The 24,549-nt window shown below is 73.7% G+C and carries 20 protein-coding genes and 1 pseudogene; 9 read left to right on the plus strand and 12 right to left on the minus strand.

Annotation, left to right across the window (positions count from 1 at the left end):
• Positions 1–81 precede the first annotated feature (81 nt).
• The gene (locus ACF07N_RS24775; RefSeq protein ID WP_392116669.1) at positions 82–864 is read left to right on the plus strand and encodes a carbonic anhydrase; all 783 of its coding nucleotides are present in this window, start codon (positions 82–84) and stop codon (positions 862–864) included.
• Positions 865–910: 46 nt separating this feature from the next.
• Here the strand turns inward: ACF07N_RS24775 and ACF07N_RS24780 are convergent, their stop codons facing one another.
• The gene (locus tag ACF07N_RS24780) at positions 911–2,302 is read right to left on the minus strand and encodes a Tat pathway signal sequence domain protein (protein WP_392116672.1); all 1,392 of its coding nucleotides are present in this window, start codon (positions 2,300–2,302) and stop codon (positions 911–913) included.
• A gap of 126 nt (positions 2,303–2,428) precedes the next feature.
• On the minus strand, positions 2,429–4,141 hold the full coding sequence (locus tag ACF07N_RS24785; protein ID WP_392116675.1) for a VanW family protein: 1,713 nt from the start codon (positions 4,139–4,141) through the stop codon (positions 2,429–2,431).
• Positions 4,142–4,359: 218 nt separating this feature from the next.
• Between ACF07N_RS24785 and ACF07N_RS24790 the strand changes: the two genes are divergently transcribed.
• From ACF07N_RS24790 to ACF07N_RS24800, 3 genes are all read left to right on the plus strand, one after another.
• Complete coding sequence (locus ACF07N_RS24790) at positions 4,360–5,622, plus strand: glycosyltransferase (RefSeq protein ID WP_383346325.1); 1,263 nt, start codon at positions 4,360–4,362, stop codon at positions 5,620–5,622.
• Positions 5,619–6,446, plus strand: coding sequence for a transferase (locus ACF07N_RS24795; RefSeq protein ID WP_392116678.1), 828 nt, complete (start codon positions 5,619–5,621; stop codon positions 6,444–6,446). Before ACF07N_RS24790 ends, ACF07N_RS24795 begins: the two co-directional genes overlap by 4 nt.
• A 173-nt stretch (positions 6,447–6,619) precedes the next feature.
• Complete coding sequence (locus ACF07N_RS24800) at positions 6,620–7,282, plus strand: YceI family protein (RefSeq protein ID WP_392116681.1); 663 nt, start codon at positions 6,620–6,622, stop codon at positions 7,280–7,282.
• A 10-nt stretch (positions 7,283–7,292) separates the two neighbouring features.
• On the opposite strand, the gene ACF07N_RS24805 is transcribed toward ACF07N_RS24800, so the two are convergent.
• From ACF07N_RS24805 to ACF07N_RS24830, 6 genes are all read right to left on the minus strand, one after another.
• Positions 7,293–7,790: a molybdenum cofactor biosysynthesis protein gene (locus ACF07N_RS24805; protein ID WP_392116684.1), complete on the minus strand. Its 498-nt coding sequence runs from the start codon at positions 7,788–7,790 to the stop codon at positions 7,293–7,295.
• Positions 7,791–7,832: 42 nt separating this feature from the next.
• Positions 7,833–8,834: an MASE1 domain-containing protein gene (locus tag ACF07N_RS24810; RefSeq protein WP_392116687.1), complete on the minus strand. Its 1,002-nt coding sequence runs from the start codon at positions 8,832–8,834 to the stop codon at positions 7,833–7,835.
• 59 nt (positions 8,835–8,893) lie between these two features.
• Positions 8,894–9,751 carry a PP2C family protein-serine/threonine phosphatase gene (locus tag ACF07N_RS24815; protein ID WP_392116690.1) on the minus strand — a complete coding sequence of 286 codons (858 nt, stop codon included), beginning with the start codon at positions 9,749–9,751 and terminating at the stop codon, positions 8,894–8,896.
• Between the two features lie 80 nt (positions 9,752–9,831).
• Positions 9,832–10,647: a DUF817 domain-containing protein gene (locus ACF07N_RS24820; RefSeq protein ID WP_392116693.1), complete on the minus strand. Its 816-nt coding sequence runs from the start codon at positions 10,645–10,647 to the stop codon at positions 9,832–9,834.
• 28 nt (positions 10,648–10,675) lie between these two features.
• Positions 10,676–11,275 carry a hypothetical protein gene (locus ACF07N_RS24825; RefSeq protein ID WP_392116696.1) on the minus strand — a complete coding sequence of 200 codons (600 nt, stop codon included), beginning with the start codon at positions 11,273–11,275 and terminating at the stop codon, positions 10,676–10,678.
• Positions 11,276–11,293: 18 nt separating this feature from the next.
• Positions 11,294–12,292, minus strand: a complete 999-nt coding sequence (locus ACF07N_RS24830) for an anion permease (RefSeq protein WP_383334616.1) — start codon at positions 12,290–12,292, stop codon at positions 11,294–11,296.
• A 134-nt stretch (positions 12,293–12,426) separates the two neighbouring features.
• Between ACF07N_RS24830 and ACF07N_RS24835 the strand changes: the two genes are divergently transcribed.
• A complete protein-coding gene (locus ACF07N_RS24835; protein ID WP_392116699.1) occupies positions 12,427–13,041 on the plus strand; it encodes a DUF998 domain-containing protein in 615 nt (204 codons plus the stop codon).
• A 142-nt stretch (positions 13,042–13,183) separates the two neighbouring features.
• On the opposite strand, the gene ACF07N_RS24840 is transcribed toward ACF07N_RS24835, so the two are convergent.
• Entirely contained in the window at positions 13,184–13,858 is a 675-nt protein-coding gene (locus tag ACF07N_RS24840) for a pyridoxamine 5'-phosphate oxidase family protein (protein ID WP_392116701.1), read from the minus strand.
• Between the two features lie 145 nt (positions 13,859–14,003).
• Positions 14,004–15,032: an AI-2E family transporter gene (locus ACF07N_RS24845; RefSeq protein ID WP_383346303.1), complete on the minus strand. Its 1,029-nt coding sequence runs from the start codon at positions 15,030–15,032 to the stop codon at positions 14,004–14,006.
• 358 nt (positions 15,033–15,390) lie between these two features.
• Here ACF07N_RS24845 and ACF07N_RS24850 point away from each other — a divergent pair, with 358 nt between their 5' ends.
• The gene (locus tag ACF07N_RS24850; RefSeq protein ID WP_392116703.1) at positions 15,391–17,454 is read left to right on the plus strand and encodes a discoidin domain-containing protein; all 2,064 of its coding nucleotides are present in this window, start codon (positions 15,391–15,393) and stop codon (positions 17,452–17,454) included.
• Positions 17,455–17,491: 37 nt separating this feature from the next.
• On the opposite strand, the gene ACF07N_RS24855 is transcribed toward ACF07N_RS24850, so the two are convergent.
• Both ACF07N_RS24855 and ACF07N_RS24860 read right to left on the minus strand, forming a co-directional pair.
• A complete protein-coding gene (locus tag ACF07N_RS24855; RefSeq protein ID WP_383346291.1) occupies positions 17,492–18,208 on the minus strand; it encodes an alpha/beta fold hydrolase in 717 nt (238 codons plus the stop codon).
• Positions 18,209–18,246: 38 nt separating this feature from the next.
• On the minus strand, positions 18,247–19,218 hold the full coding sequence (locus tag ACF07N_RS24860) for an alpha/beta hydrolase (RefSeq protein WP_392116706.1): 972 nt from the start codon (positions 19,216–19,218) through the stop codon (positions 18,247–18,249).
• 592 nt (positions 19,219–19,810) lie between these two features.
• On the opposite strand from ACF07N_RS24860, the gene ACF07N_RS24865 reads away from it, so the two are divergent.
• The 3 genes and pseudogenes from ACF07N_RS24865 (at position 19,811) to ACF07N_RS24875 (ending at position 24,221) form a co-directional block, all read left to right on the plus strand.
• On the plus strand, positions 19,811–20,755 hold the full coding sequence (locus tag ACF07N_RS24865) for an alpha/beta hydrolase (RefSeq protein ID WP_383346288.1): 945 nt from the start codon (positions 19,811–19,813) through the stop codon (positions 20,753–20,755).
• A gap of 387 nt (positions 20,756–21,142) precedes the next feature.
• A pseudogene (locus tag ACF07N_RS24870) lies at positions 21,143–22,750 on the plus strand (LuxR C-terminal-related transcriptional regulator); the annotation flags it as partial.
• 175 nt (positions 22,751–22,925) lie between these two features.
• Entirely contained in the window at positions 22,926–24,221 is a 1,296-nt protein-coding gene (locus tag ACF07N_RS24875) for a PucR family transcriptional regulator (protein WP_383346285.1), read from the plus strand.
• The last annotated feature ends 328 nt before the right edge of the window (positions 24,222–24,549 follow it).

Below are 24,549 nucleotides of genomic sequence, written 5' to 3' on the forward strand. Positions count from 1 at the left end.
GCAAGGACATCACTCACCCAACCAGCACCATGAAACGGCAAGGAACACTCCCGGCCACCGATTCGGGCATACGTTCTGGCCGTGAACACAGATTCCGCTGCCCACAGAGGCGCCGGCCGTGAACCGCACTCCTTCGCCGGATCCCGGCCGGCCACCGGCGGCCCCGGCCGCCGCACCCTGCTGCGCACCGCACTGACCGGTGCCACCGCCCTCGGCGCGGGCCTCGCCGCCGCCGGGCCGGCCGCCGCCGTCGCCCCCGCCCGGGGCACGTCCGCGCGCCCCGGCACCCCGGGCGAGGCCTGGCGGGAGCTGGTCGCGGGCAACCGCCGCTGGCGCGCCTACCGGGAACGCCACCCGCACGAAGACCCGGCGGTGCGGCAGATCCTGACCACCGGCCAGCACCCCTTCGCGGTCGTCCTCGGCTGCATCGACTCGCGCGTGCCCCCGGAGCTGGTCTTCGACCAGGGCCTGGGGGACCTGATGACCGTCCGCACCGCCGGCGAGGTCCTCGACGAAGCCGTGCTCGGCAGCGTCGCCTACGGCGTGCTGGAACTCGGCATCCCCCTCGTGGTCGTGCTCGGTCACCAGTCGTGCGGGGCCGTGCGGGCCGCCGTCGAGGCCGAGGAGTCGGGGGAGCGGCTGCCCGCGCACATCCAGTACCTGGCCGACCAGATACGCCCGGCCATCGACCACGGCGAGGAGGGCGACGCGCGCATCGACGCGACCGTCGACGCCAACGTCCGGCTCGTCCGCTCCCGGCTCGTGGCGGAGCCCGACCTCGCCGCCCGGATCGCCACCGGCCGGCTCGCGATCGTCGGCGCCCGGTACGAACTGACCGACCAGGCCGTGCACCGCCTCGTCTGACACGCCGTCCGGTCCGCCGCAGGGGGCGGCGGACCGGGCCGCCCGCTCACGCCTGCAGCGGGTTGTACCGCAGCGCCGCCATCAGGTACCAGGCGGTCGCCCCGGTGTGCCGGTAGGGGTAGTAACCGAAGCCGAACCCCGTGTCCAGCGGACTGCTCGCGGACACCACACCGGCGCGCCCGGGCAGGTCCCGGCCGCCGACGGTCTGGCCGCCGCCCAGCAGGTCCTGTGCCCGTTCCAGTGAGGTGAGCAGCCGCCGGGCCCGCGTCTCGTCGCCGCGTGCGCCGCGGTCCCGCAGGGCGAGGGCGAGATGGGCCGTTCCCTCGAACCACACGCCGTTGCGGTCCGGCTTGGGCTGCCCGGCGGCGATCGGCGCGTCCTCGTTCGCCACGAGGCTCGCCGAACTGAAGGTCACCCCTTCGTAGTTCTGGCCCGGCGGCACGGTGCTGTTGGGCCGGCCGGAGTGATCGACGACGGCCAGTTCGGCGGCGGCCCAGTCGAGTGAGCGCGCGTACCCGCGCGTGCGAAGGCCGAAGGCGAGGTGGGTCCAGGTCTGGGTGTCCTCGGGGACCGGGGCCTTGTTCACCGTCACACCGTCGTTCGTGCCGGTGTAGAAGAAGCCGCCGTCCGGCTCCCACATCCGCCGTACGAACGCCTCGGCCCGGCCCCGCCGCTCCCGCCACACCCGGTCCCCGGTGAGCCGGGCGAGCCGGCCGAAGAGGCAGATCAGGTCCGTGTTGTGCTCGGTCGAGGTGAACGGCAGCCTCTGGTTCGCCCCGTCCACGCCGAACTTGTAGCCGCCCAGCGGTTCGTCGGTCCGGCCGGTCCGCTCGATCCACTCGCCGATCCGCACGGCACCGGTGAGGAAGCGTCGCGCCCCGGTGCGGCGGGCCAGGGCGCTGAGCGCGATGCCCGCCCAGGCCATGTCGCCCACGGCCGTGCCGGTGAAGCCGAACTGCGTGCCGACGTTGACGGTGCCGTCCGGCCGGACGAAGCCGTCGGGCTGCGGCGAGCCGTCGTAGAAGGTGTACGGCCCGACGTTGTAGGCCTGCCGGAGCCTGCCGTCGTCGTGGGCCGGGTCGTGCAGCTGGGCGTAGAGCAGGGCGTCGCCCAGGGCCGTGGCCCGGGTCAGTCCGTCCGGGGTGCGGGTCGCGAGGTGGGCCAGGACGGCCAGGGCGTTGTCGTAGGTGAACGCGGTGCTGAAGAGGCCGGCCTGGTCCGTGTAGCTCTGGGTCAGGCGGAGCTCCCCGTGGTCGGGGTAGGCGTCCATGGCGGCGGTGAGGAAGGCGTGCCCGCGGGCGGGGGCCGACGCCGGGCGGGTGCCCGCGGGACCGGCCGCGACGGCCTGCCCGGAGCCGGCCGCGACGAGGCCCGCGGCCCCGAGGCCGGCACCGATGAGCGAACGCCGGCTGAGCGCCGGGCCTTGTCTGCCAGTCATGGATCTCCCCTTGAGAGCGCTCTCAATTGCGCGCTCATTGTGCTGGCGCCCCCGGGGCGGGTCAACGGCCTGAGCGAGAAGGGAGGGTGCCGGATCCGGCGGACGCCCGGGCGGGAGGCGAGTGGATCACTCGCAGACGATCTCGTCCCGCGGTGTGTAGTGCGTGCGGTAGGGCTCGCGCCGCACTTCCCGGCCGTCGTCGTAGAAGACCCGCTCCACCGTGACGTCGAACCCCTCCAGCGGGGTCTGGGGGACGCACTCCTTGTCGTCGCTGACCTTCTTCGCCGGCTTCTTCACCTCGGTGCGCGGGCCCTTGACCGACTTGATCTCGTCGTACTTCCGGGTGCCGAGGAAGGACACGGTCACGGACGTGTCCGTGGACTCCGCCTGGATGTAGATCGCCTTGCCCGAGTCGTTGGTGAACCGCAGGTCCAGGCTGCCCCAGGCGACCGTCGCCTCGCGGCCCTCCGGGTAGCGCTCGATGTAGAAGGAGTGCGCGCCGTGCTCCACGGGCTTGACCCCGGCGAAGAACAGCGCGTTGTACACCGTCGTCGCCACGGCGGAGACCCCGCCGCCGGAGGCCTTCGTGAACTGGTCGTCGAGGATGATGATGCCCTCGACGAAGCCGTTCGCCTCGGTGCGCTCCCCGACGGTGCGGTTGAAGCTCCACGTCTCGTCCGGCCGCACGAGGGAGCCGTTGATCAGCTCGACCGCCCGGCCGATGTTCTTCGTGCGGTACTCGGCGGGCTCGAAGTTCACCGTGAACGAGGACATCGTCTCCGTCAGACCCAGCTCCGCCGCGTTCTCCCGGGTCACCTCGGGCCGGATCGTGCGCACGTCGACCGCGCCGGTGCGGGCCTCGCCCGTCCGCGTGAGCAGGGGCAGCACCGCCTTGCCGAGCGCCTTGTCGGTGATCTCCCGGCCGAGCACGGCGTCCTCGGCGACGGCCACCCGGTCACCGTCCGGACGCAGGGTGGCGTTCCTGGCCGTGGTCGTGACGCCGTTCAGCGGCCCGGCCACGGCCGGGTCGTCGCGCAGCGCTTTCGCGTCCAGCCGCGGCTTCAGGGTGCCGTCGTCGTCCGGCCGCATCGTCAGGTGCTCGCCCAGCACCTCGGGGCCGACCGTGATCCGCCGGCCGGCCGCGGTGAGCGTGACCGGGCCCGAGACGGCCGGCCCGGCGAATGCGCGCACCGCGCGCCGCACCTCCTCGGCCGTGACCTTCGGCCGGGTCTCCCGTACGGGCAGGGCCGTCACCGTGCCGGCCTCACCGCGCCGGAACGCCTCACGCAGGGGGCCGACCGCCGCCGCCACGTCCAGTGCCTGTCCGGTGCGGGGCGTGACCTGCTCGACGCGCCCGCCGTCGAAGGCGACGGCGCCGTCCCTGACCTCGCGGTCCAGCCCCAGCCGTCCCAGGGCGTCCCGGGCCCGGTCCTCGTCGAGGCGTACCACCGGCTCGATCGCCCCGCCGGAGCGGAACAGCCCGCCGAACACGCTGAGCGGGTCGGCGCCGGTGCGCGCGGCCCGGTCGACGGTCGCCGGGACGTCGTAGGAGAGCCCGGCGCGCCGGGGGTCGACCGTGCCGGTGCGGTCGCCCACCTTCACCGGCAGCGCCCGCGCCCCGGCGGTGTCCAGGTGCCGCTCCAGCTTCCGCACGGCCTCGGCCCGGCTCAGACCCCCGATCCCCACGCCGCGCACGGTCGTCCCCGCGTCGATCTCCCCGCCCGTCAGCAGCAGCCCGCCCAGGTAGAGACCGCCCACGCCCACGGCCAGCGCGCCCCCGGCCAGGGCGAGGGGCGGCAGGGACCTGGGGCGCGGGACGGAGGTTATTCGGGGGCGCATGGCTCTCCTGGGGATCGACGAGGACGGTGCACCCGTGACGCGACGCTGCTGCGGGCAAACAGATCAAGCTACGCACACTCCGGTGGTGGAGCACTATGGCCCAGACCACTTATGTCCGAGATCATTCCGGAATCGTCCGGTCCGGCCTCGCCGGGCCACAGAGCTACGAAGTGGTAACAACGAACAACTGTCCGCCCGTTGGCCCCGTCTAGGCCACCATGAAGATCTCTTTCCTCATCCACAATGCCTACGGGATCGGAGGCACGATCACCACCACGTTCAACCTGGCCGGAGCGCTCGCCGCGCGGCACGAGGTCGAGATCGTCTCCGCCCTGCGGCACCGCGAGGACCCCAACCTCACCCCCGACCCCCGCGTACGGCTGCGGGCCCTGGTGGACCTCCGCACGGAGGCGGACCATCCCCTGCACCGCAAACCGGCGAGGATCTTCCCGGCGGCCGAGTACCGCCACCGCCAGTACAGCGAGCTCACCGACCAGCGCATCGGCGAGCACCTCGCCGCGCTCGACGCCGACGTCGTGATCGGCACCCGCCCGGGCCTCAACGTGCACATCGCCCACCAGGCCCCGCGCCACGTCGTACGCGTCGGCCAGGAGCACCTCACCCTGGACAACCACTCGCCGCGGCTGCGCACCGTCCTGCGGCGCGCCTACCGTCGGCTCGACGTGGTCACCACCGTCACCGAAGCGGACGCCGCCGCCTACCGGCGCACGATGTGGCTGCCCGGCGTCCACGTCGAGGCCCTGCCCAACAGCGTCCCCGACCCGGTGCTGCCGCCCGCCGACGGCACCGCGAAGGTCGTCGTCGCCGCCGGGCGCCTGGTCCCGGTCAAGCGCTACGACCTGTTGATCGAGGCGTTCGCCTCGGTCGCGGCCGCGTACCCCGACTGGCAGCTGCGCATCTACGGCAAGGGCGAGGAACAGCCCGCGCTGCGCGCGCTCGTCGAGCGGCTCGGCCTGTGGAACAACGTCTTCCTGATGGGGGCCGCCACCCCCATGGAGTCCGAGTGGGTCAAGGGCTCGATCGGCGCGGCCACGTCGAACTTCGAGCCGTTCGGCATGACGATCGTCGAGGCGATGCGCTGCGGCCTGCCCGTCGTCAGCACCGACTGCCGTTACGGGCCCGGCGAGATCATCCAGGACGGAGTGGACGGCCGGCTGGTTCCGGTGGGGGACCGGGACGCCCTGGCCGCCGCCCTCCTGCAGCTCGTCGGCGACGACGAGCTGCGCCGCCGGATGGGCGCCGCCGCCCGGCGCAACGCGCACCGCTTCGCCCCCGGGCCGGTCGTCGCCCAGGCCGAACGCATCCTGGAGGAGGCCGTCGCCGCCCGCACCACGGGCCGGGCCGCCACCGAGACCTCCCGGACCGGCAGCCCGCTGACCGGCCGGGTCCACGCCGCCCGGGACACGGCCCACGCCGCTGCCGCCGGCGCCCTGCGCGCGATACGGAAGGGCCGTCGATGACCACCCACCAGGACACCATCCCGCGCGCCGACTGCGCGAGCGACGCGGACGGCCGGATCACCTTCCGGCTCACCGCCGTCCCGGACGGCCGGCCCCGGCTGCTGCTGCGCCCGCGTCCCCGCAAGGGCCGGCCCGAGCAGACCCCGCTCCACCTCGACCTGGCAGCCGACGCGGCCGACGGCCGCCCGCACGCCGTACTGGAACCGCACCCCGCGCTGGCGGAGGGCCGCTGGGACCTGTACCTGCTGCCGGAACCCGAAGCCGACCCGCAGCGACTGCGCCCCGGCCTGCGGGACCTGCGCGCCCTCGTCGACGGACAGCTGCGTGACCGTCCCGCACCGGTGGCCGTCCGGATCCCGTACGTCACCAAGGACGGCTTCCTCGCCCTGCGGACCTGGCTGCGCACCGCCCACGCGGAGGCCCGCTCCCTCCAGGTCACGGACGGGACGATCACGGTCGCCGCCCGCCTGCACGGCACGGACCTGGACGAGAGCGCCACCGCGCGGCTGCGCCTGCGGGGCACGGACACCGTACGGGACGTGCGCCCCCGGATCGACGGCGACGGGCGGGACTTCTCCTTCACCGTCGGGCCGCGCGACCTCGCGGACAGCGCAGCCCCGGCCGGCCGTGTGTGGGACGTCTTCGTCCGGCCCGCCGCCGAGGCGCCGCCGGTGCGGCTCGGCCGTCTCCTCGACGACGTGGCGGACCGCAAGCACGTGCACGTCTTTCCGGCGATCACCACGGAAGGGTCCGTGCTGCGCCCTTACTACACGGTCGACAACGACCTGGCGATCGAGGAGACGCCGGCCGATTCCCCGAAATGACCGGAATGAAAAAGCATGGGGTTTCGGATGCGTATTCCGGTGGTGCGCCCGCGAACCCGGTGTGTGGATTTTGTGCAAAACAGTGGTGAGAACAGGCCGGGAGCTCGTCCTCAACACCCGCAAAACGGAACGGGGCTTGCGGCAATAACCAAACTCAAGTACCTAGATGAAACATGAATCTGTTCAACCGCGTCGTGCCGTCCCGGCGGCACGCGCCTGCCGTCCCCCCACAGCGCCCCATGGGCGCGCCGGCTTCCCCCACCACCGTCCTGCCTGATCCGGGCCAGACGGATCTCACCGGTGAATGGGTCGTCGACCCCGCGCACAGCAGGATCGGCTTCTCCGTCCGGCATGCGATGGTGACCACCGTGCGCGGTTGTTTCCTGGAGTACGAGAGCCGGCTCTACTTCGACGCCCACGATCCGTCCCGGTCACGGGCCGACATCACGCTCTTCACCGCCAGCGTCGACACGGGGGTGGAACAGCGCGACGCCCACCTGGTCGGGCGCGACTTCCTCGACGCCTCGGCCTATCCGCGGATGCGTTTCACCAGCACCGGCGTGGAACAGGCCGGAGCCGACCTGTATCGCATGTCCGGCGAGCTGACCATCAAGGGAATCTCCCGGCCCGTGGTACTCGAGATGACCTACATCGGGTATGTCACCGACCCGTTCGGCTACGAGCGGGTCGGATTCGACGGCACCACGACCATCAACCGCTCGGACTGGGGCCTGACGTACGACAGCAGGCTGGCCGAGGGCGGTGCCATGGTGAGCGAGAAGGTGCGGCTGCAGTTCGACATCGCCGCCATCCGCACGGCGCCCGGGGCGCGCTGACCCCGGTTCCTCAGGACGCGGCATCGGCCCCGGTCACGACCCGGAACACCGCCGGGCCGACCGTGAGCACTCCGTCGCTCAGGGGCGTGCACCGCACCCCGCCCCGGCCGCGCAGCGCCCGCTGCGCGCCGGGGCCGACGGTCACGTCCATCCAGGCACACGGCCGGGCCGGGCGCCGCACCGCGAACACCACCGGCCCGGTGCCGCAGTCGAGGGAGACCGTCGTGCCGGTGTACGCGTCGATGTCGACGCCCCTGAGCAGGATGTTCCGGCGGGTGTGCCGGAGGTCGGCGCCGGGCGGGAGGTTCTCCGCGGCCATCATGGTCACCGCCGCGTTCCGGTGCGCGGGCCGCGCGTAGTAGCGGTCGCCGACCAGGCCCAGGCCGTCGCGTACCTCCACCCGCGGGACGCGCTCGTCGTCCGGGCCGGGAGCGGGTCCGTCGGCGGGCCGTCCGGCCAGCCGGTGCGCGGGCGACACCAGCAGCTGCAGGATCTCCACCTCGCTCATGGGGCTCACCCTACGGTGCGGTGACCGCCCGGTCGTCGCCCCTCACTCGTCCTGCCGCCGCCCCGGCCCGCTCTCCTCCACGGGCGCCCGCCCCTCCATGGCGTCGCCCGCGGTGAGGTGCTCCAGGACCTCCACCAGCTCCTGGCACGCCTGCTCGACCGAGCGCCGGGTGTGGATCTGCTCGGTGATCACGGCCGACAGGATCAGCGCCGTCAGGGCCATCGCCCCGTTGAAGGCCTGCAGTTTCAGCATCACCTCCACCCGGGTGAGCCGCTCGAACGGTCCCACCCGGTCGGTGGCCGCCACCGTGGTCATGACCGACGCGAACAGGGCGCACACCATGCTGCCCGCCAGCTGGAAACGGAGAGCCGCCCAGATCAGCAGGGGATACACCAGATACAGCAGACTCAGCCGGCTGTGCGTGGCCAGCGGCACGACACAGCAGACGATGACCGCCAGCCCGGTGGCCTCCTTCCAGCGCGTCAGCCGCAGCGGCCGGCGGATCCGGGCCAGCAGGAGCACCACCGGCGTGACGATCAGCACGCCCATGGCGTCGCCCACCCACCAGGCCAGCCACACGGCCCAGAACCCCTCCCCGGCGATCCGGTCCGTGACCAGCAGCAGACCGGCGCCCACCGTCGCACTGATCAGCATCGCGGTGAACGCGCCCAGGAACACCAGGGCGAGACCGTCGCGCAGCCGGGCGAGATCGGTGCGGAAGCCCGCCCGGCGCAACAGCAGGTAGCCCACCACGGGCGCGGCCGTGTTGCCCGCCAGGACGACCAGCACCGACGGTGACAAGGAGGTCAGGGACATGATGACGAACAAGGCACCCAGGGCGATCCCCGGCCAGCAGCGCGGTCCGAGGAGCAGCAGGCAGGCGACCGAGACACCGGTGGGCGGCCAGATCGGGGTGACGACCGCGCCCTCGACGACCAGCTCGCGCAGCAGGCCCAGCTGCCCGGACCCGTAGTAGCAGGCGGCCACGGCCGCCGTCTGCAGAGCGAGGACGGCCGGCTTGCGCAGATCCTGGCTAGCCACCACAGCAGCCATGAGACACCGGGGCCGCCGTGACGGCGAGACGGGAGCGGGGCCGTGCGGCCCTATGGCTGAGGAGCCCGCGCCTGCCCGGCGTGTGACACGTCCGGTCCGTCGAGCCCGACGACCAGGACGGCGGCGTCGTCGTCGTGCCCCACCCGCTCGGCGCCCTTGATCACGGCGGCGGCCAGCGCGTCCACGTCCATGCCCGCCACCGCAGCGACGCCCGCCAGCCGCGTCACCTGGCCGAGGCCCTCCTCCAGCCGCATCGAGGGTCCTTCCACGACACCGTCCGTGAGCAGCACGAACACGCCGCCGGTGGTGAGTTCGTACCGGGTCACGGGGTAGGACATGCCCGCCAGGACTCCCAGCGGGGGACCGCCCTCGTCCTCGGTGACGCCCGACGTCCCGTCGGCGGTGGCCCAGACGCAGGGCAGGTGCCCCGCCCGCGCGCTCTCCAGTACCCCCGCGCAGGGGTCGAGCCGCAGGAAGGTGCAGGTGGCGAACAGGTCCGAGTTGAGCGCCAGCAGCAGGTCGTTGGCGCGGGCCAGGACCTCGCCCGGCTCACTGCTGACGGAGGCCAGGGCCCGCAGCCCGGCCCGCACCTGCCCCATGAAGGCGGCGGCCTCGATGTTGTGGCCCTGGACGTCACCGATGGACAGCCCGATCCTGCCGTCGCCGAGCGTGAAGGCGTCGTACCAGTCGCCGCCCACGTTCAGGCCCTGGCACGCGGGGGTGTACCGCACGGCCAGGTGCAGCCGCCGCGCCACGGGCAGGTCCCGGGGGAGCATGCCGCGTTGCAGCGCGAGCGCCAGCTCGACGCGGGAGCGCTGCATCTCGGCCTGCGCGCGTGCCTGGGCCGTCAGGGCCCCGAGCCGGGTCAGCAGCTCGTCGCCGTCGTCGGTCGTGCCGGTGCGGGCCATGGATCACTCCGGCGAGGATGGCCACGGTCGGTGACGATCCTCCGAGGTAAATCAGTCAAAATGCGTTCATAGGATGATACTTAGTTAGGGGGCGCGTCGCCGACTCCACCACCGGCGCGTGGCCTCCGTACGGCAGCCGCCAGGACGAAGGTCACGCTGATCAGCAGCGCCCACGCGCCGAACTTCTCGATCCCCACCGGCTCCCACCCGTGCTGCTGGTACGGATAGCGCCAGGCGCCGACGAGGGTGGCGAGGTTCTCCGCCACCCACAGGAAGAACCCGATCAGCACGAACGACACAGCCAGCGGCATCCTCCTGCGCACACCCCGCACGGTGAACCGCACCCACGTCCCCGTGGTCACCGCCACCAGCAGCCCGGCCAGCACCCAGCGCACGTCGGGCAGCCAGTGGTGACTGAAGAAGTTGACGTAGATCGCCGCTGCCACCACCGCCGTCGCGCGCGGCCGGTAGCGCACCGGTTCCAGGTCGAACAGGTGCCAGGCCCGGCAGACGTAACTGCCCACCGCCGCGTACAGGAACCCGCCGTAGAGCGGCACCCCGGCGAACTTCAGCACGGCGGGCTCCGGGTAGCTCCACGAGCCGAGCGACACCTTCACCAGCTCGAACGCCAGGCCGATGACGTGACAGGCCGTTATGACGGCGACGTCCCGGCCGTCCTCCCAGCCGCGCAGCCGGTACAGCAGCGTGAGCAGCACGCCGTAGACCACCAGCAGGTCGTACCGCGCGACCGGCAGGCCGGGCAGCAGGGCGGACACGGCGACGCCGGACAGCAGGGCGATGGCGAAGGAGCACGCCCGCGTCTGCGTCCACGCGAAGTCGAGCAGGTGCCGGACGGCCGGTACGGCCCACGGGCCGTCGGTGCTGGGAGGGATCATGGTGCCCTGTAGGACGGGCTCCCGCCTCCTAGCGGTTGCAGCCGGTCCGCGCCGCCGTTCCTGCCCGGGCCCGGGCCACCGCCCACCGCAGCAGCCCGGACAGTCGCTGGTCCGCGTCGGGCGCGGTGCTCAGCACCCGCACCGCGTGTTCGAGACACCGGTGCCCCGGGCCGCGCCACCACAGCGCATCGGAGAGCCGGCCGGCGAGACCGGCCGCGCGGGAGCGGGCCAGACGCTCCGCCCGCCGGCGGCACGCGGCCTCGCGCCGGGCCAGCCGCCGCGAGGCGGGGCGGACCCGCAGGGCCGCGCCGACCGTCGAGCCTACGAGCAGCGGCGCGAAGGCCCGGTCCGCGGGGCGGGCGTCGGCGAGCTCGGCCGCCAGCGGCCACAGGGCGAACCGGGTGGCGTCGCCGACGCTGTCGTCGACCGCGCGGGCCAAGGCCGCGAGCACCGGATGCGTCCCGGCCGGATCGTCGGTGAACCGGTCACCCGACAGGAGGGAGGCGGCCTCCATCAGGCAGGCGCCGTCCCCGGGGTGCAGATGGGCGAAACGGCCGGGCAGCGGAAGGCCGTCCGGCACCGTCCCGCCCGGTGGCCCGGGCCGGGGAGGAACGGAGGAAGGACTCATGACGGCCTCCGGCCGGCCTCACACGCCGGTGACGGCGTGCAGGAACAGATAGAGCGCGGCGGCGGGAATCCCCGCGCCGGGGAACGTGAGTACCCAGGCGGTGACGATGGACCGCGCCACCTGCCAGCGTACGGCCGAGGCCCGCCGGGTGGCACCGGCACCGAGGATGGCCGCGGTGATCGTCTGCGTCGTGGAGATGGGGGCCTTCACCAGGAAGGCGGTGGCGTACAGGACGGCCGCGGCGGAGGTCTCGGCGGCGAACCCGCGCGGCGGGTCCAGGTGCACGATCCGCCGCCCCAGGGTGGTGATGATGCGCCGCCCGCCGCTGTACGTACCGGCGGCCATGGCGAGGGCCACGGCGACGATCACCCACACCGGCACGGAGAAGTCGTCCTGCCAGCCCGCCGTGACCAGGGCGAGCACGATGACGCCCATGGTCTTCTGCGCGTCCTGAAGCCCGTGCCCCAGCCCCATGGCGGCGGCCGAGACGGTCTGCGCCATGCGGAAGCGCCGCATGACGCGCCGGGGCGCGGCACGGCGGAACAGCCACAGGATCGCCGTGTGGAGCAGGTAGCCGAGCGCCACACCGACCAGCGGGGACAGCAGCATCGGCAGCACGACCTTGTCCAGGATGCCGGACCAGTGCACCGTCGCCGAGGCGGCGAGCGCGGCGCCGACCAGCCCGCCGATCAGGGCGTGCGAGGAGGAGGTCGGCAGCCCCCGCCACCAGGTGAAGACGTTCCACCCGATGGCGCCGAGCAGCGCGCACAGCACCAGCAGCAGGCCCGAGACCGCCTCGGGTGCCCCGATGATGCCCTTGCCCACGGTCTGGGCGACCTCGGTGCCCAGGAAGGCGCCGAGGAAGTTCATCACCGCGGCCATCGCCAGGGCCACGCGCGGCGTCAGGGCCCGGGTGGAGATCGAGGTGGCGATCGCGTTGGCGGCGTCGTGGAAGCCGTTGGTGAAGTCGAACGTCAGCCCCACGACGATGATCAGCACCACCAGCGTGAGCTCCATGACCGGTCACCTTTCGCCGCGCACCCGCACGCTTCCATCCTGCGCCTCGCTGGGCCGGGTGGTCCCCGCGACTACGCCACGCGAGGCGGACGCCTCCCACGGGGCACAGAGTGAGCCGCCTTTACGGTGTTCCGGTGCGATCTGTACCGAAATGGGTCTTCGTCTCGTCGGGGTGCGCCCCGGTCGCCCTGATCCTGGGCTGGCTGGTGGCGGCGTCGCTCCAGGGGTCCCCCTACGACCCGGCAGCGCAGACGATCAGCGTGCTGGCGGCCCCCGGCGCCTCGGGCTACTGGGTGATGACGGGCGCGTTCGTCGTCCTCGGCGTCTGTCACCTGCTCACCGCCTGGGGACTGCGCCCGGCCGCGACGCCCGGACGGGTGGCCCTGGCGGCCGGGGGAGTGTCGGCGCTGGCGGTGGCCGTGGTCCCGGCGCCGAGCAGCGGCGGCTCCCTCGGTCACGGCTCGGTGGCCGCCGTCGGCTTCACCGTCCTCGCGCTCTGGCCCCTTCTGGCCGCCCGTACCGGGGACGCCGTCCCCTGGGCCCTGCGTCCCGTCCCCTCACTCGGGGCCACCGCCGTGATGGCGCTGGGTGCGGCCTGGTTCATGATCGAACTGCACCAGCACGGGATGGCCGGCGTGGCCGAGCGCGCGGTGACGACCGTGCAGTCGGTGTGGCCCTTCGTGGTCGTCCTCTCCTGCTTCCGCAGCGCCGCCCGGGAGGACCGGCCGGCCCGGCTCGTACGCCGTTAGTACCTGTTCCCCGCGGGAGATGTGCGCCGTACGGTGCGCCGGGATGCCGGCCGCGGCGAGCGGCAGCCGCGGGGCGTCGCGGCGGAGGGGCCGCAGGAGAACCGCTTCCGCGGCCGCCGCGCCCGCGGCCCGCTGGTGGAGTTCACGGGCGTGGCACACCCGGAGTGCGATCTGTGAGCCGCCGGCCGGCCTCGGCCGCCGCTCCGAAGTAGTCGCCGCCCTTGCGGCGGACGTCGTCGGTGCCCCAGGCCCGCTCTTCCCCGGAGCTGCGCCGCCGCTGGGCCGGGACGAGCCGGGGTATGTGTTTCGAACAGTGGATATACGCCTCCTCGACCTCGATCCGCACCCACGTCTGCGGACGCCGGCCGGGCACGGGGTCGACGGCGAGGCGGCCCGGGTGACCGCGGCGCATGGCGTCGTCCGGGACCAGTGCGGCCCGGCCGTTGACGTGCAGGCCGATCCGGTCCCCGGCGAAGTCGATCATCAGCAGGCCGACGTGCGGGTTCTCCCGGATGTTGCCGAGCGAGGCCATGACGCCGTTCCCGCGGTACTCGGGGTAGGCGAGGGTCGTGTCGTCGAGCACGTGGAGGAAACCGGCCGGGCCGGCGCGGAAGGTGTTGTCACACTCCCCGTTGCCGTCCGCCGTGGCGAGGAAGAACATCTCCTGGCGGGCCACGAAATCCCGCATCCGCGCGTTGAGCCGGTTCAGCACCTGTTCGTCGTAGAACCGGTCGGCGCGGTCGGTCGTCCCCAGCTCCTGCTGGATCCGGTGTTCTCCGTGGCTTCCCGGGCGGTCGGCCCGGTCATCGTCGTACAACGGTCCTCCTGACGAGCATGCGCATGCGGTCGTCCCGCCGGCCGAAAAGCGCCACGGGCCGCGCCCATGAGACTAGAGCAGCCGGGGGAGGACCAGGTCGGTGGCCGGGGCACGCAAGTCGCGTCCGGCCGGGGGACGTTCCCGGTCAGGCGGTCCGTCCGCGCGACGCCTGGCACACCGACCAGACCACGGCCACCAGCGGGACGGCCACCACGGCACCGATGACCCCCGCGGCGACCGCGCCGCCGACGACCGCCAGGGCGACCACCACCGGGTGCAGCCGGACGGCCCAGCTCATCACGAGGGGATGCAGCACGTGCCCCTCGAGCTGCCCGATGACCACGATCAGCGCCACGACCACCAGGGCGATCAGGGGCCCTTTCGTGGCCAGGGCGACCACCGCCGCCACCGCCAGGGCGATGGGCGAGCCGATCAGCGGGACGAAGGCGGCCAGGAACTCCAGCAGCGCCAGAGGCACCGCGAGCGGCACCCCGAGGGCGAACAGCGCGACACCCACCAGGACGGCGTTCGTCCCCGCCACCAGCAGGATGCCGTGGGTGTAACCGGTGAACGTGCGCCAGGCGGCCCGGCCCGCCACCGCCACGCGCTGCCGTGCCCCCTCGGGGAGCTGGTCGCACACCCACTGCCACTGCCGCTCGCCGGAGTGGGTGAAGAAGACCGCGCAGAACACGGCCAGGGCGAGGACGGTCAGCACCTCCACCAGCCGGCTCGCGCCGCTGAGCGCCGTGCTGATGAGGGTGGAGCGGTGCTCCGACAGCAGGGTGCCGACGCGGGACTGCAGATCGGCGAAGGCATCCGCGGGAAGCCGGAACGGAGGCTCCTCCAGCCGGCGTTCGATCCGGTCGATCCCGGCGACGAACTCCCTCTCCAGCCCACCACGTTGACGGGCCACCGTCTCACCCACCAGGGCCAGCGCGCCGAGGACGAGGGCGATGCCGCCGACGACCGCGACGGCGACGGCGAGCGGCCGGGGCAGGAACCGGGCCAGCAGACCCGCCACGGGCCGCAGGACGGCTGCGACGACCAGGCCGAGGAAGACGGCGACGGCGATCCGGTGGAACTGCCCGAGCACGGAGAAGGTCACGCGGACGACGACGCCGACCGCGATGAGCCGCCACGCGTAGGCGGCGGCGGTGCGCAGCAGGGCGGGCACGCGCGCGTCCTCGCCGGCGGGACGGCCGAGCGGCCGAACGGGTGGAACCGGCGGATCGGGAGGATCGGGTGGTTCGGGTGTTTCGGAGGGATCGGAGGGATCAGACGGTTGGGACGGTCCGGGAGGTGAGGGCATTTCTTCCCGGTACCACCCGGCGCTCTCCGGCCCGCACTCCCTCCCCGCGATTCCCCCCGAAGGCCGCTGCACGAGGAGTGATTACCTGTCAGTAGGTCATGCGCTCCGGTGTATTGACTCGTGCGGCGGCAGGGGCGATTCTCGTCGCATCTTGGACGAGGTCATGACAAACGGGTGACCCCCGCCGCCGGCCTCGCCCCCCGCCGACCGAGGGACGTGGGTTGTGACCAGAGCCGAACGCCCGTACCGCACACGCAAGCGCGTGACGGTGGTGTCGCTCCTGATGTTCGTGCTGGCCGTCGCGCTGGGCCCGACGCCGAGTTCGGCGGCCGGCACCGGCTGGTGGGACCCCACCGCGCGGCCCGCGCCCGACTCGCAGATCAACGTCACAGGTGAGCCCTTCACCGGCACCGACGCCCGGGGCGAGGTCCGGGGCTTCGTCGACGCGCACGACCACATCTTCTCCAACGAGGCTTTCGGCGGGCGCCTGATCTGCGGAAAGCCGTTCTCCGAGCAGGGCGTGGCCGACGCGCTCAAGGACTGTCCCGAGCACTACCCGGACGGCTCGCTCGCGATCTTCGACTTCATCACCCGCGGCGGCGACGGCAAGCACGACCCGGTCGGCTGGCCCACCTTCAAGGACTGGCCGGCCCACGACTCGCTGACCCACCAGCAGAACTACTACGCCTGGGTGGAGCGGGCCTGGCGCGGCGGCCAGCGCGTGCTGGTCAACGACCTCGTCACCAACGGGGTGATCTGCTCCGTGTACTTCTTCAAGGACCGCAGTTGCGACGAGATGACGTCCATCCGGCTCCAGGCCAGGCTGACGTACGACATGCAGGCCTACATCGACCGGCTGTACGGCGGGCCAGGCAAGGGCTTCTTCCGGATCGTCACCGACAGCGCCCAGGCCCGTGAGGTCATCGAACAGGGCAAGCTGGCGGTCGTCCTGGGCGTCGAGACGTCCGAGCCGTTCGGCTGCAAGCAGATCCTCGACGTGGCGCAGTGCAGCAGGGCCGACATCGACAAGGGCCTGGACGAGCTGTACGACCTGGGCGTGCGCAGCATGTTCCTCTGCCACAAGTTCGACAACGCGCTGTGCGGCGTCCGCTTCGACTCCGGCTCCCTCGGAACGGCCATCAACGTCGGCCAGTTCCTGTCGACCGGCACCTTCTGGAAGACGGAGAAGTGCGCCGGGCCCCAGGCCGACAACTCCATCGGCAGCGCCACGGCGGCCGGTGCCGAGGCGAAGCTCCCGGCCGGCGTGGAGGTCCCCGGCTACAGCGCGGACGCCCGGTGCAACGTACGGGGTCTGACGGACCTCGGCGAGTACGCCGTACGCGGCATGATGCGGCGCGGGATGATGCTGGAGATCGACCACATGAGCGTCAAGGCCACCGGCCGGGTGCTCGACCTCTTCGAGGCCGCGTCCTACCCGGGCGTCCTCTCCTCGCACAGCTGGATGGACGCGGAGTGGACCGAACGCGTCTACGGGCTGGGCGGGTTCATCGCCCAGTACATGCACGGCTCCGAGGGCTTCGTCGCGGAGGCCCGGCGCACCGAGGCCCTGCGGGACAAGTACGGCGTCGGCTACGGCTACGGCACCGACATGAACGGCGTCGGCGGCTGGCCGGCCCCGCGCGGAGCCGACGCCCCGAACAAGGTCGTCTACCCGTTCAGGAGCGCCGACGGCGGGTCCGTCATCGACCGGCAGACCACCGGCGAGCGCACCTGGGACCTCAACACCGACGGGGCCGCCCACTACGGCCTCGTCCCGGACTGGATCGAGGACATCCGCCGGGTCGGGGGCCAGGACGTGGTGGACGACCTGATGCGCGGCGCCGAGTCCTATCTCGACACCTGGGGCGCCGCCGAGAACCACGAGCCCGCCGCGAATCTCGCCACCGGCTCCACCGCCTCGGCCGGCTCCTCCGAGTGGAGCCTGTTCACGAGCTACCAGCCGCACCGGGCCGTCGACGGCGACCGCCGCACCCGCTGGGCGAGCGACTGGAGCGACGACCAGTGGTACCGGCTGGACCTCGGCTCCGTGCAGACCGTCCGGCGGGTCACCCTCGACTGGGAGCACGCCTACGCGAAGGCGTACCGCGTCGAACTGTCCACCGACGGCACGGCCTGGCGCACCGCCTGGTCCACGACGGCGGGCGACGGCGGCCTGGACACCGCCCGTTTCACCGCCACGCCGGCCAGATACGTCCGCGTGCAGGGACTCGCCCGGGGCACTGGCTGGGGCTACTCCCTCCTGGAGGTCGGTGTCCACGGCAGCTGACGCACGGGCGCTCGGCGACGCGTCGCGCGCGGCCGGCTCAGGCGGTCGCGCGCACCGCGTCGCGGATCAGGCCGGCCACGTCCTTCGGACGGGACACGGCGACCGCGTGCGAGGCGCCCTCGATCTCGACGACCGTGGCACCGGCCCGCTTCGCGCCGAAGCGCTCCACCTCCGGGTTGATCGCCTCGTCGGCGGCCGCCACGAGCGCCCAGGACGGCTTGGTCCTCCACGCCGCTGCCGACGCCGTCTCCGTGAACGTCGAGGCGGCCAGCGGACGCTGCGCCACCGCCAGGACCTCGGTCACGGACGGCGGCACGTCGGCGGCGAAGACGGCCGGGAAGGCCTCGGCCTTGATGGTGACCTCGACCGCGCTCCGCCCGCCGTCGACCGGGTACGTCTTCTCCTGCAGGTTGCTCACCAGCGGCGAGAGCGGGAAGCGCCCCTGCAGCTCGCCCAGGCTCTCACCCTCCTCGGGTATGTAGGCCGCGACGTAGACCAGACCCACCACGTTCTCCGCGGTGCCGGCGACGGAGATGACGGCACCGCCGTAGGAATGGCCGACCAGGACGACCGGGCCGTCGATCTGGGCGGCCTGCGAGGCGATGTAGGCGGCGTCGGACGCCAGGCCGCGCAGCGGGTTGGGCGGCGCCACCACGGGGATGCCGTGGTTCTGCAGCTCCGCGATGACGCCGGACCAGCTGCCGGCGTCCGCGAAGGCACCGTGGACGAGCAGGGCGGTCGGGGTGGTGACCATGTCTGTGCTCCTTGGGACGATCGAGGCCGCGCGCCGCGTCAGCGGGTGTGCAGGGCGGCGTGGAGGACGGCGGAGGCCTGGCGGATGGCCGCGTCGGCGGCGTGCGTCTCGCGCAGGGCGTTCAGCATCACGAAGTCGTGGATGACGCCCTGGTAGCGCACGGCCGTGACGGGCACGCCCGCCTGGCGCAGCTTGCCGGCGTAGGCCTCGCCCTCGTCGCGCAGCACATCGGCCTCGGCGGTGATGACGAGGGCGGGCGGCAGGCCGGTGAGCTGCTCGGTGGTGGCGCGCAGCGGCGAGGCGGTGATCTGCGCCCGCTCGGCCTCGTCGGTCGTGTACTGGTCCCAGAACCACTGCATGCCGTCGCGGCGCAGGAAGTAGCCGGTGGCGAACTGGTGGTACGAGCCGGTGTCGAAGCTCGCGTCGGTCACCGGGTAGAACAGCACCTGCTGGACGAGGGGGACGCCCCCGCGCTCCTTCGCCATCAGGGTCACGGCCGCGGCCATGTTGCCGCCGACGGAGTCACCGGCCACGGCCAGGCGGGAGGCGTCCAGGCCCTTGGCCGCGCCCTGCGCGACGATCCACTCGGCGACGGCGTAGTTCTGCTCGACGGCGACCGGGTAGCGGGCCTCGGGGGAGAGGTCGTACTCGGGGAAGACCACGGCCGCGTTCGCCCCCACGGCGAGTTCGCGGACCAGGCGGTCGTGGGTGTGGGCGTTGCCGAACACCCAGCCGGCACCGTGGATGTAGAGGACGACGGGCAGCGTGCCCTCGGCGCCGGAGGGGCGGACGATCCGGGCGCGGACGCTGCCGGTCGGACCGCCGGAGACGGTGATCCACTCCTCGTCGACGGCGGGCTTCGCGATGTCGCCCGACTGCACCTCGTCGACGGCCTTGCGGCCCTCGGCCGGGGCCAGGTCGAACAGGTAGGGCGGGTTGGCGGTCGCCTCGGCGAACGCGGCCGCGGCCGGCTCGAGAACCGGCTCGGCCGGCTCGAAGGTGTGGGACATACGGACTCCTGAGACTCTCTGCTCGCCGGTATCTCCGGCGAGGCGGCCCGCCCCGGCATCACAGATCCCGCCGGGCCGCCCGCGGTCACGCTAGAACCGGGAGCGAGCGGCTCTTGCCCGCCCGCGCACGACTGCTGTCCCGCCCGCGCACGGCTGTTGTGGCGCCCGCGCACGGCCGCTGTCCTGACCGTGCACGGCTGCTGTCCCGCTTGCGTCCGGCTGTTGTGGTGCCCGCGCCCGGCCACTGTCCCGTCTGCGCATGGCCGCTGTCCCGCCTGCGTCCGGCTGCTGGTTCGCTCGCGCACGGCTGCTGTGGCGCCCGCGCACGGCGGGTACGGACGGCTTCCGTCTCCGTCGCGCGTTCTCTGTCAGGCCGTACACGACGGCCGCTGTCCGACCGCCTCGGGACACAGCCCCTCACAGCGGCCGCACAAGACCGGTGACATTGCCGGTCCGCGCGCGGGGCCCGGTGCCCGACAGTGGCACGGCCAGCCCAACGGCGGTGCCCGGCCCCGCGGGCACGCGGCGGACGCCCCAGGTCCCGCGTGCCCGCGGCACGGGCCGCCCGCCACGACAGAGAGGACGACTCGTCGTGCATCTCCACCCCCACACCGATCCGCACCCCCGCACCCGGTCCGGCTCACGCCGGAGCCGGACCGGGAGCCGGACCGGCCGACTGGCCGCCGCCGCCGCGACGCTCGCCGTCGTCGTCGGACTGGGACCCCTGACCAGCCCGGGCGCCCACGCCGCCGACAACCCCTACGAGCGCGGCCCGGCTCCCACCACGTCCAGCATCGAGGCGAGCCGCGGCCCGTACGCCGTGTCGCAGACGTCCGTCTCCTCGCTCTCCGTCACCGGCTTCGGCGGCGGCACCATCTACTACCCGACCAGCACCAGCGACGGCACCTTCGGCGCGGTGGCCATCTCGCCCGGCTACACCGCCTACGAGTCGTCCATCGCCTGGCTCGGACCGCGCCTGGCCTCGCAGGGCTTCGTGGTGTTCACCATCGACACCCTCACCACGCTCGACCAGCCCGACTCCCGTGGCCGCCAGCTGCTGGCCGCCCTGGACTACCTCACCCAGCGCAGCTCGGTGCGCGGCCGTGTCGACGCCTCCCGCCTCGGCGTCATGGGCCACTCGATGGGCGGCGGCGGCAGCCTGGAGGCGGCCAAGTCGCGCCCGGCCCTGCAGGCGGCGATCCCGCTGACGCCGTGGAACCTGGACAAGAGCTGGTCCGAGCTGACCACGCCGACCCTGATCTTCGGAGCCGACGGCGACACGATCGCCCCGGTCTCCTCGCACGCCGAACCGTTCTACTCCAGCCTGTCCTCCTCGCTGGACCGCGCCTACCTGGAGCTGAACTCGGCGTCGCACTTCACGCCCAATTCGTCGAACACGACGATCGCGAAGTACAGCATTTCCTGGCTCAAGCGGTTCATCGACAACGACACCCGCTACGAGCAGTTCCTGTGCCCGCTGCCCCGGCCGAGCCTGACCATCGAGGAGTACCGGGGCAACTGCCCGCACGGTTCCTGACGCCACACCCCACGCCCGGCGCCCCGGTCGCGGAGCCGCGGCAGCCGGCGCGACCGGGGCGACCGGGGTGACGGGGGGCGACCGGCGGTGGACGCGCACCACGCGTCCGCCGCCGTTGTCGTGCAGGAGCACGGCCGAGGGGCCCGGTGATTGGGCCGCGGCACAATCCGCGCCCCCCGCGACCGGAGGCCACCACCGGGCACTCGCGGGCAAACCCGCAGGTGCCGACGGGGTTCCGCGCGTCTCGCAGGGCGGACGTAAGCCTTCCGGTCTTCCTTACGCGCAAGTAACCTTCTTGGGGTGACCGCAGACAGCAGCTGGGCGCGCACGGCTTCCCGCACGGGGAGCCCGCAGCGACAGGAGGCCGCCCGGTCCGCCGCCGAGCACCGTGGCCGGACCGAACTCGCGCGCGGCCTGAGGCAGTTGTACGACGGGCCGGTGGGCGACGCGCGTGCGTCCCTGCTGCTGGCCGCGTCCCTGCCGGCCGCAGACGCCCCGGACGTGGCCGAGGCCGCACGCCTCGCCGCCGTGGACGCCGCCTGGGCGGCGGGCGATGCCCTCGCCTGCCTGGCCACCCTCGACGGCACGGACACCGCGGAGCGGGCGGACGGATACGCCTTCCCGGACGCCCTCCCGGACGTCATCCCGGACGCCGCCACGGCGGCGACGGCTGCGGCGGGAGGGGCTGCGCCGGGTGCGGCCCGAGGCCGGTCGGGGCCGGCCGGTGACCGGGGCGGGCCGGCCCGCGGCGGATTCGGGCCGGGCGGTGCGGGACCCGGCCCGGCCTGGCCCCGCGACCCCTTCGTCCGGGACTACCGAGACGGCATGCGTGCCCTGCTCGCCCGGCGGCCCGAGGAGGCCGCCGAGCCGCTGCGGCGGGTGCTGGAACAGGCGAGGAGCGACGGCCGGCCGGAGCGGCTGCTGCGTGCCGCAGCCGCCGCGCTGCTGCTCGGCGACGTGCACGCGGCCCGCGCGGCCGGGGCCCGCGCCCTCGCGGCCGCCCGCAACGCGGAGTGCACCGGGGCCGAGGCGCGCGCCCTGGAGTACCTGGCCTACGGCGAGTTGCGGGCCGGCCGCCACGCGCAGGCGCGCGCCCACGCGGAGGAGGGTGTGCGGGCGGCGCTCGCGGCGGGGCGCCGCAACACGGCGGCGAGCCACCACGCGATGCTCGCCCTGGCCGCCTCGATCGAGGGGGACACGGCAGCGGTCGCCGGATACGCCGCCGCCGCCCTGCGCACCGCCCGCCGCCACGGTCTGGCCCAGGCGGCGACCCTGGCCGAGTGGGCCATCGCCCGGGCGGACCTGGCCCGTGGCCGCCCCCTGGACGCCGCCGACCGGCTCGGTCCGCTCGTCGGCCCCGGTCCCCGGCGCGGGCACTTCGCCGTCTGGATGCTCGCCGTGCCCTGCTTCGTCGAGGCGGCGGTGCTCGCCGGGCAGCCGGAGGACGCCCGGGGTGTCGTCGACGACCTCGCCCAGTGGGCGGCCTTCGGCGCCGACCCGCACGCGCCCGCCCAGCTCGCCCGCTGCCGCGCCCTGCTGGCCGCCGAGGACGGTGAGGCCGACGACCTCTACCTGCGCGCACTCGCGCTGCACGACGAGTCGGGCGGCGACTTCGAGCGTGCCCGTACGGAACTGCTGTACGGCAGATGGCTGCGGCGCCGCAGACGGCTGCGCGAGGCCCGTGGCCGGCTGGGGGCCGCCCTGGTCGGCTTCGAACGCTGCGGCGCCGGCGCCTGGGCCGAGCAGACACGTGCCGAGCTGCGGGCCAACGGGGCCGCGTCCCAGACGGAGCCGGCCGGGGAACTGTCCCGGCTGACACCGCAGCAACTGCGCATCGCCCGCCACGTGGCCGAGGGCGCCACCAACCGCGAGGTGGCCCAGCGCCTGGCCGTCAGCACCCGGACCGTCGACTACCACCTGCGCAACGTCTTCGCCGTACTGGGCGTGCGCTCCCGCGTCGAGCTGGCCCGCATGGTCGACCAGGAGAGTCGCTGAGCCCGGCCGGAAAAGCCGCTGAACGCCCGCCGATCACCGCGGGCCCCCACCCCGGGACTGCCGCTCCGCTGCAGAAGAGTGCCGCACACCTCTGGGGACCGACCGGACGGTATGCCATTCTTCGGGGCAGGACCGTAGGGGTGACGAGGGCCGTCGAAGTTGGGGGAGGACCGCGATGCATCCTGCCGCACGCACACGCACCATGTTCCGCACCGGGCCGGTGCCGGTTCCGCAGCCGCGGACACGGCGGATCCGGTCGCTGATCGACGCGGACGCGCTGCGCGTCCTGCACCGGGCGGCCCGCGTCCTGCTCGGCGAACTGCCGGAGCTGACCGACCGGCTGCTGGTGGTCCTGCGCGAGCAGGAGCCCGCGTACCGGACGGCGCTGGACACCGACCACGCCGCCACCTGGCAGGAGGCGCACCGCTCGTTGCGGCACAGCGTGACCTCGCTGATCGACCCGCGCGGCACCCGCGAGGCCGCCCACCGCTGCACCTGGCGGATCGGTGTGGCCCGCGCCGAGCAGGGGCTGCCGCTCGACGCCCTGCTGCACGCGTTCCGGCTGGGCGGGTCCCTGGTGTGGCAGCGGCTGGTCGAGGAGACCGCCCGCGCGGAACCGGACGACATCCGTCTCCTGGTGCACGTGGCCACCGACGTCTGGAACTTCGTCGACGAGCACTGCACCCTCGTGGCCGACGCCTACCGGCAGGCCGAGCGGCAGCTCGCCTGGCGGCGTGAGAACCGGCTGCGCCTGCTGGCCGCCGCCCTGCTGGACGGCACCAGCCGGATCGCCGACCTGCCCGAGACGGCCGAGGGACTCGGGCTGCCGGAGCACGGCCGGTACGTCGTCGTGGCCGTGGCCGGGGTCCGGCCACAGCGGCCCACGGGCATCCGGGCCTGCGCGCGTCCGTCCGGTCCGCACGCGTACTGGCACGCGGGCGTGGACGTGGACTACGGCATCGTCCTGGTGGGGGAGGGAGGGGACGGCGAGAACGACCGGGACCCCGCGGCGGCGCTGGACCTGCCCGGAGACGGGGCGGACGCCGGGTGCCGGATCGGTGTCGGCAGCGCCGTCACGGGACTCGCCGCCGTGGGCGACGCCCGGCGCCTCGCCGACCTGGCCCTGAGCATCTGCCCGCCCGAGGGCGGCACGGTCCGGCTGTCCGAGCATCTGCCCGAGGCGCTGGTGATCTCCTGTCCCGAGCTGGGCGCCGGCCTCACCGAGCAGGTGCTCGGACCCGTGCTGCGGCTGGAACCGGCCGACCGGGACGTCCTGCTGGACACCCTGGTCGCCTGGTTCGCCTCCGAGGGGTCCGCTCAGCGCGCCGGGGAACGGCTGTACTGCCACCGCAACACCGTCCTGAACCGGCTGCGCCGCTGCGAGCAGCTCATCGGCCGCTCCCTGGCCCGCCCGCTGGACGTGGTGGAGATCAACCTCGCGCTGACCGCACGCCGCCTCCTGCGCGGCTGACCGGCCCGGGGCGACCGCCCGGCGTGATCGCCCGGCGCGACCGCGCGACTGCTCGTCCCACGCGCGCCTTCGTCGTGCCCCGGACTCGCCCCGCGCCACCGGCTTCCGGCGGTGCCACCGGCACCGCCGGCTCCTCCCTCTGCCCGCCGCCCGGCTGTTCCGCCCGCCCGGCGGACACCCCTGGCAGCGGCGCGCCGACGACCGCGCGCCGGCGCGCCGACGACCGCCCTCCGCCGACCGCGCACCGACGACCGCCCCCCGGCCCCCTGGGCAGCCGCACAATCCCGCCCGACCGGCGTTGGGACCACGCAGCCACCCGGCCCGGACA

It is taken from the genome of Streptomyces sp. NPDC015242 (assembly GCF_043079125.1).
GTDB lineage: Bacteria > Actinomycetota > Actinomycetes > Streptomycetales > Streptomycetaceae > Streptomyces.

Coding starts and splice junctions, on each gene's coding strand:
- ACF07N_RS24815 (WP_392116690.1), bottom strand. CDS start 9,751: ATGGCCCGCACCGGCACGACCGACGACGGCGACGAGCTGCTGACCCGG.
- ACF07N_RS24800 (WP_392116681.1), top strand. CDS start 6,620: ATGAATCTGTTCAACCGCGTCGTGCCGTCCCGGCGGCACGCGCCTGCC.
- ACF07N_RS24795 (WP_392116678.1), top strand. CDS start 5,619: ATGACCACCCACCAGGACACCATCCCGCGCGCCGACTGCGCGAGCGAC.
- ACF07N_RS24805 (WP_392116684.1), bottom strand. CDS start 7,790: ATGAGCGAGGTGGAGATCCTGCAGCTGCTGGTGTCGCCCGCGCACCGG.
- ACF07N_RS24855 (WP_383346291.1), bottom strand. CDS start 18,208: ATGGTCACCACCCCGACCGCCCTGCTCGTCCACGGTGCCTTCGCGGAC.
- ACF07N_RS24820 (WP_392116693.1), bottom strand. CDS start 10,647: ATGATCCCTCCCAGCACCGACGGCCCGTGGGCCGTACCGGCCGTCCGG.
- ACF07N_RS24830 (WP_383334616.1), bottom strand. CDS start 12,292: ATGGAGCTCACGCTGGTGGTGCTGATCATCGTCGTGGGGCTGACGTTC.
- ACF07N_RS24825 (WP_392116696.1), bottom strand. CDS start 11,275: ATGAGTCCTTCCTCCGTTCCTCCCCGGCCCGGGCCACCGGGCGGGACG.
- ACF07N_RS24875 (WP_383346285.1), top strand. CDS start 22,926: ATGCATCCTGCCGCACGCACACGCACCATGTTCCGCACCGGGCCGGTG.
- ACF07N_RS24860 (WP_392116706.1), bottom strand. CDS start 19,218: ATGTCCCACACCTTCGAGCCGGCCGAGCCGGTTCTCGAGCCGGCCGCG.
- ACF07N_RS24780 (WP_392116672.1), bottom strand. CDS start 2,302: ATGACTGGCAGACAAGGCCCGGCGCTCAGCCGGCGTTCGCTCATCGGT.
- ACF07N_RS24790 (WP_383346325.1), top strand. CDS start 4,360: ATGAAGATCTCTTTCCTCATCCACAATGCCTACGGGATCGGAGGCACG.
- ACF07N_RS24785 (WP_392116675.1), bottom strand. CDS start 4,141: ATGCGCCCCCGAATAACCTCCGTCCCGCGCCCCAGGTCCCTGCCGCCC.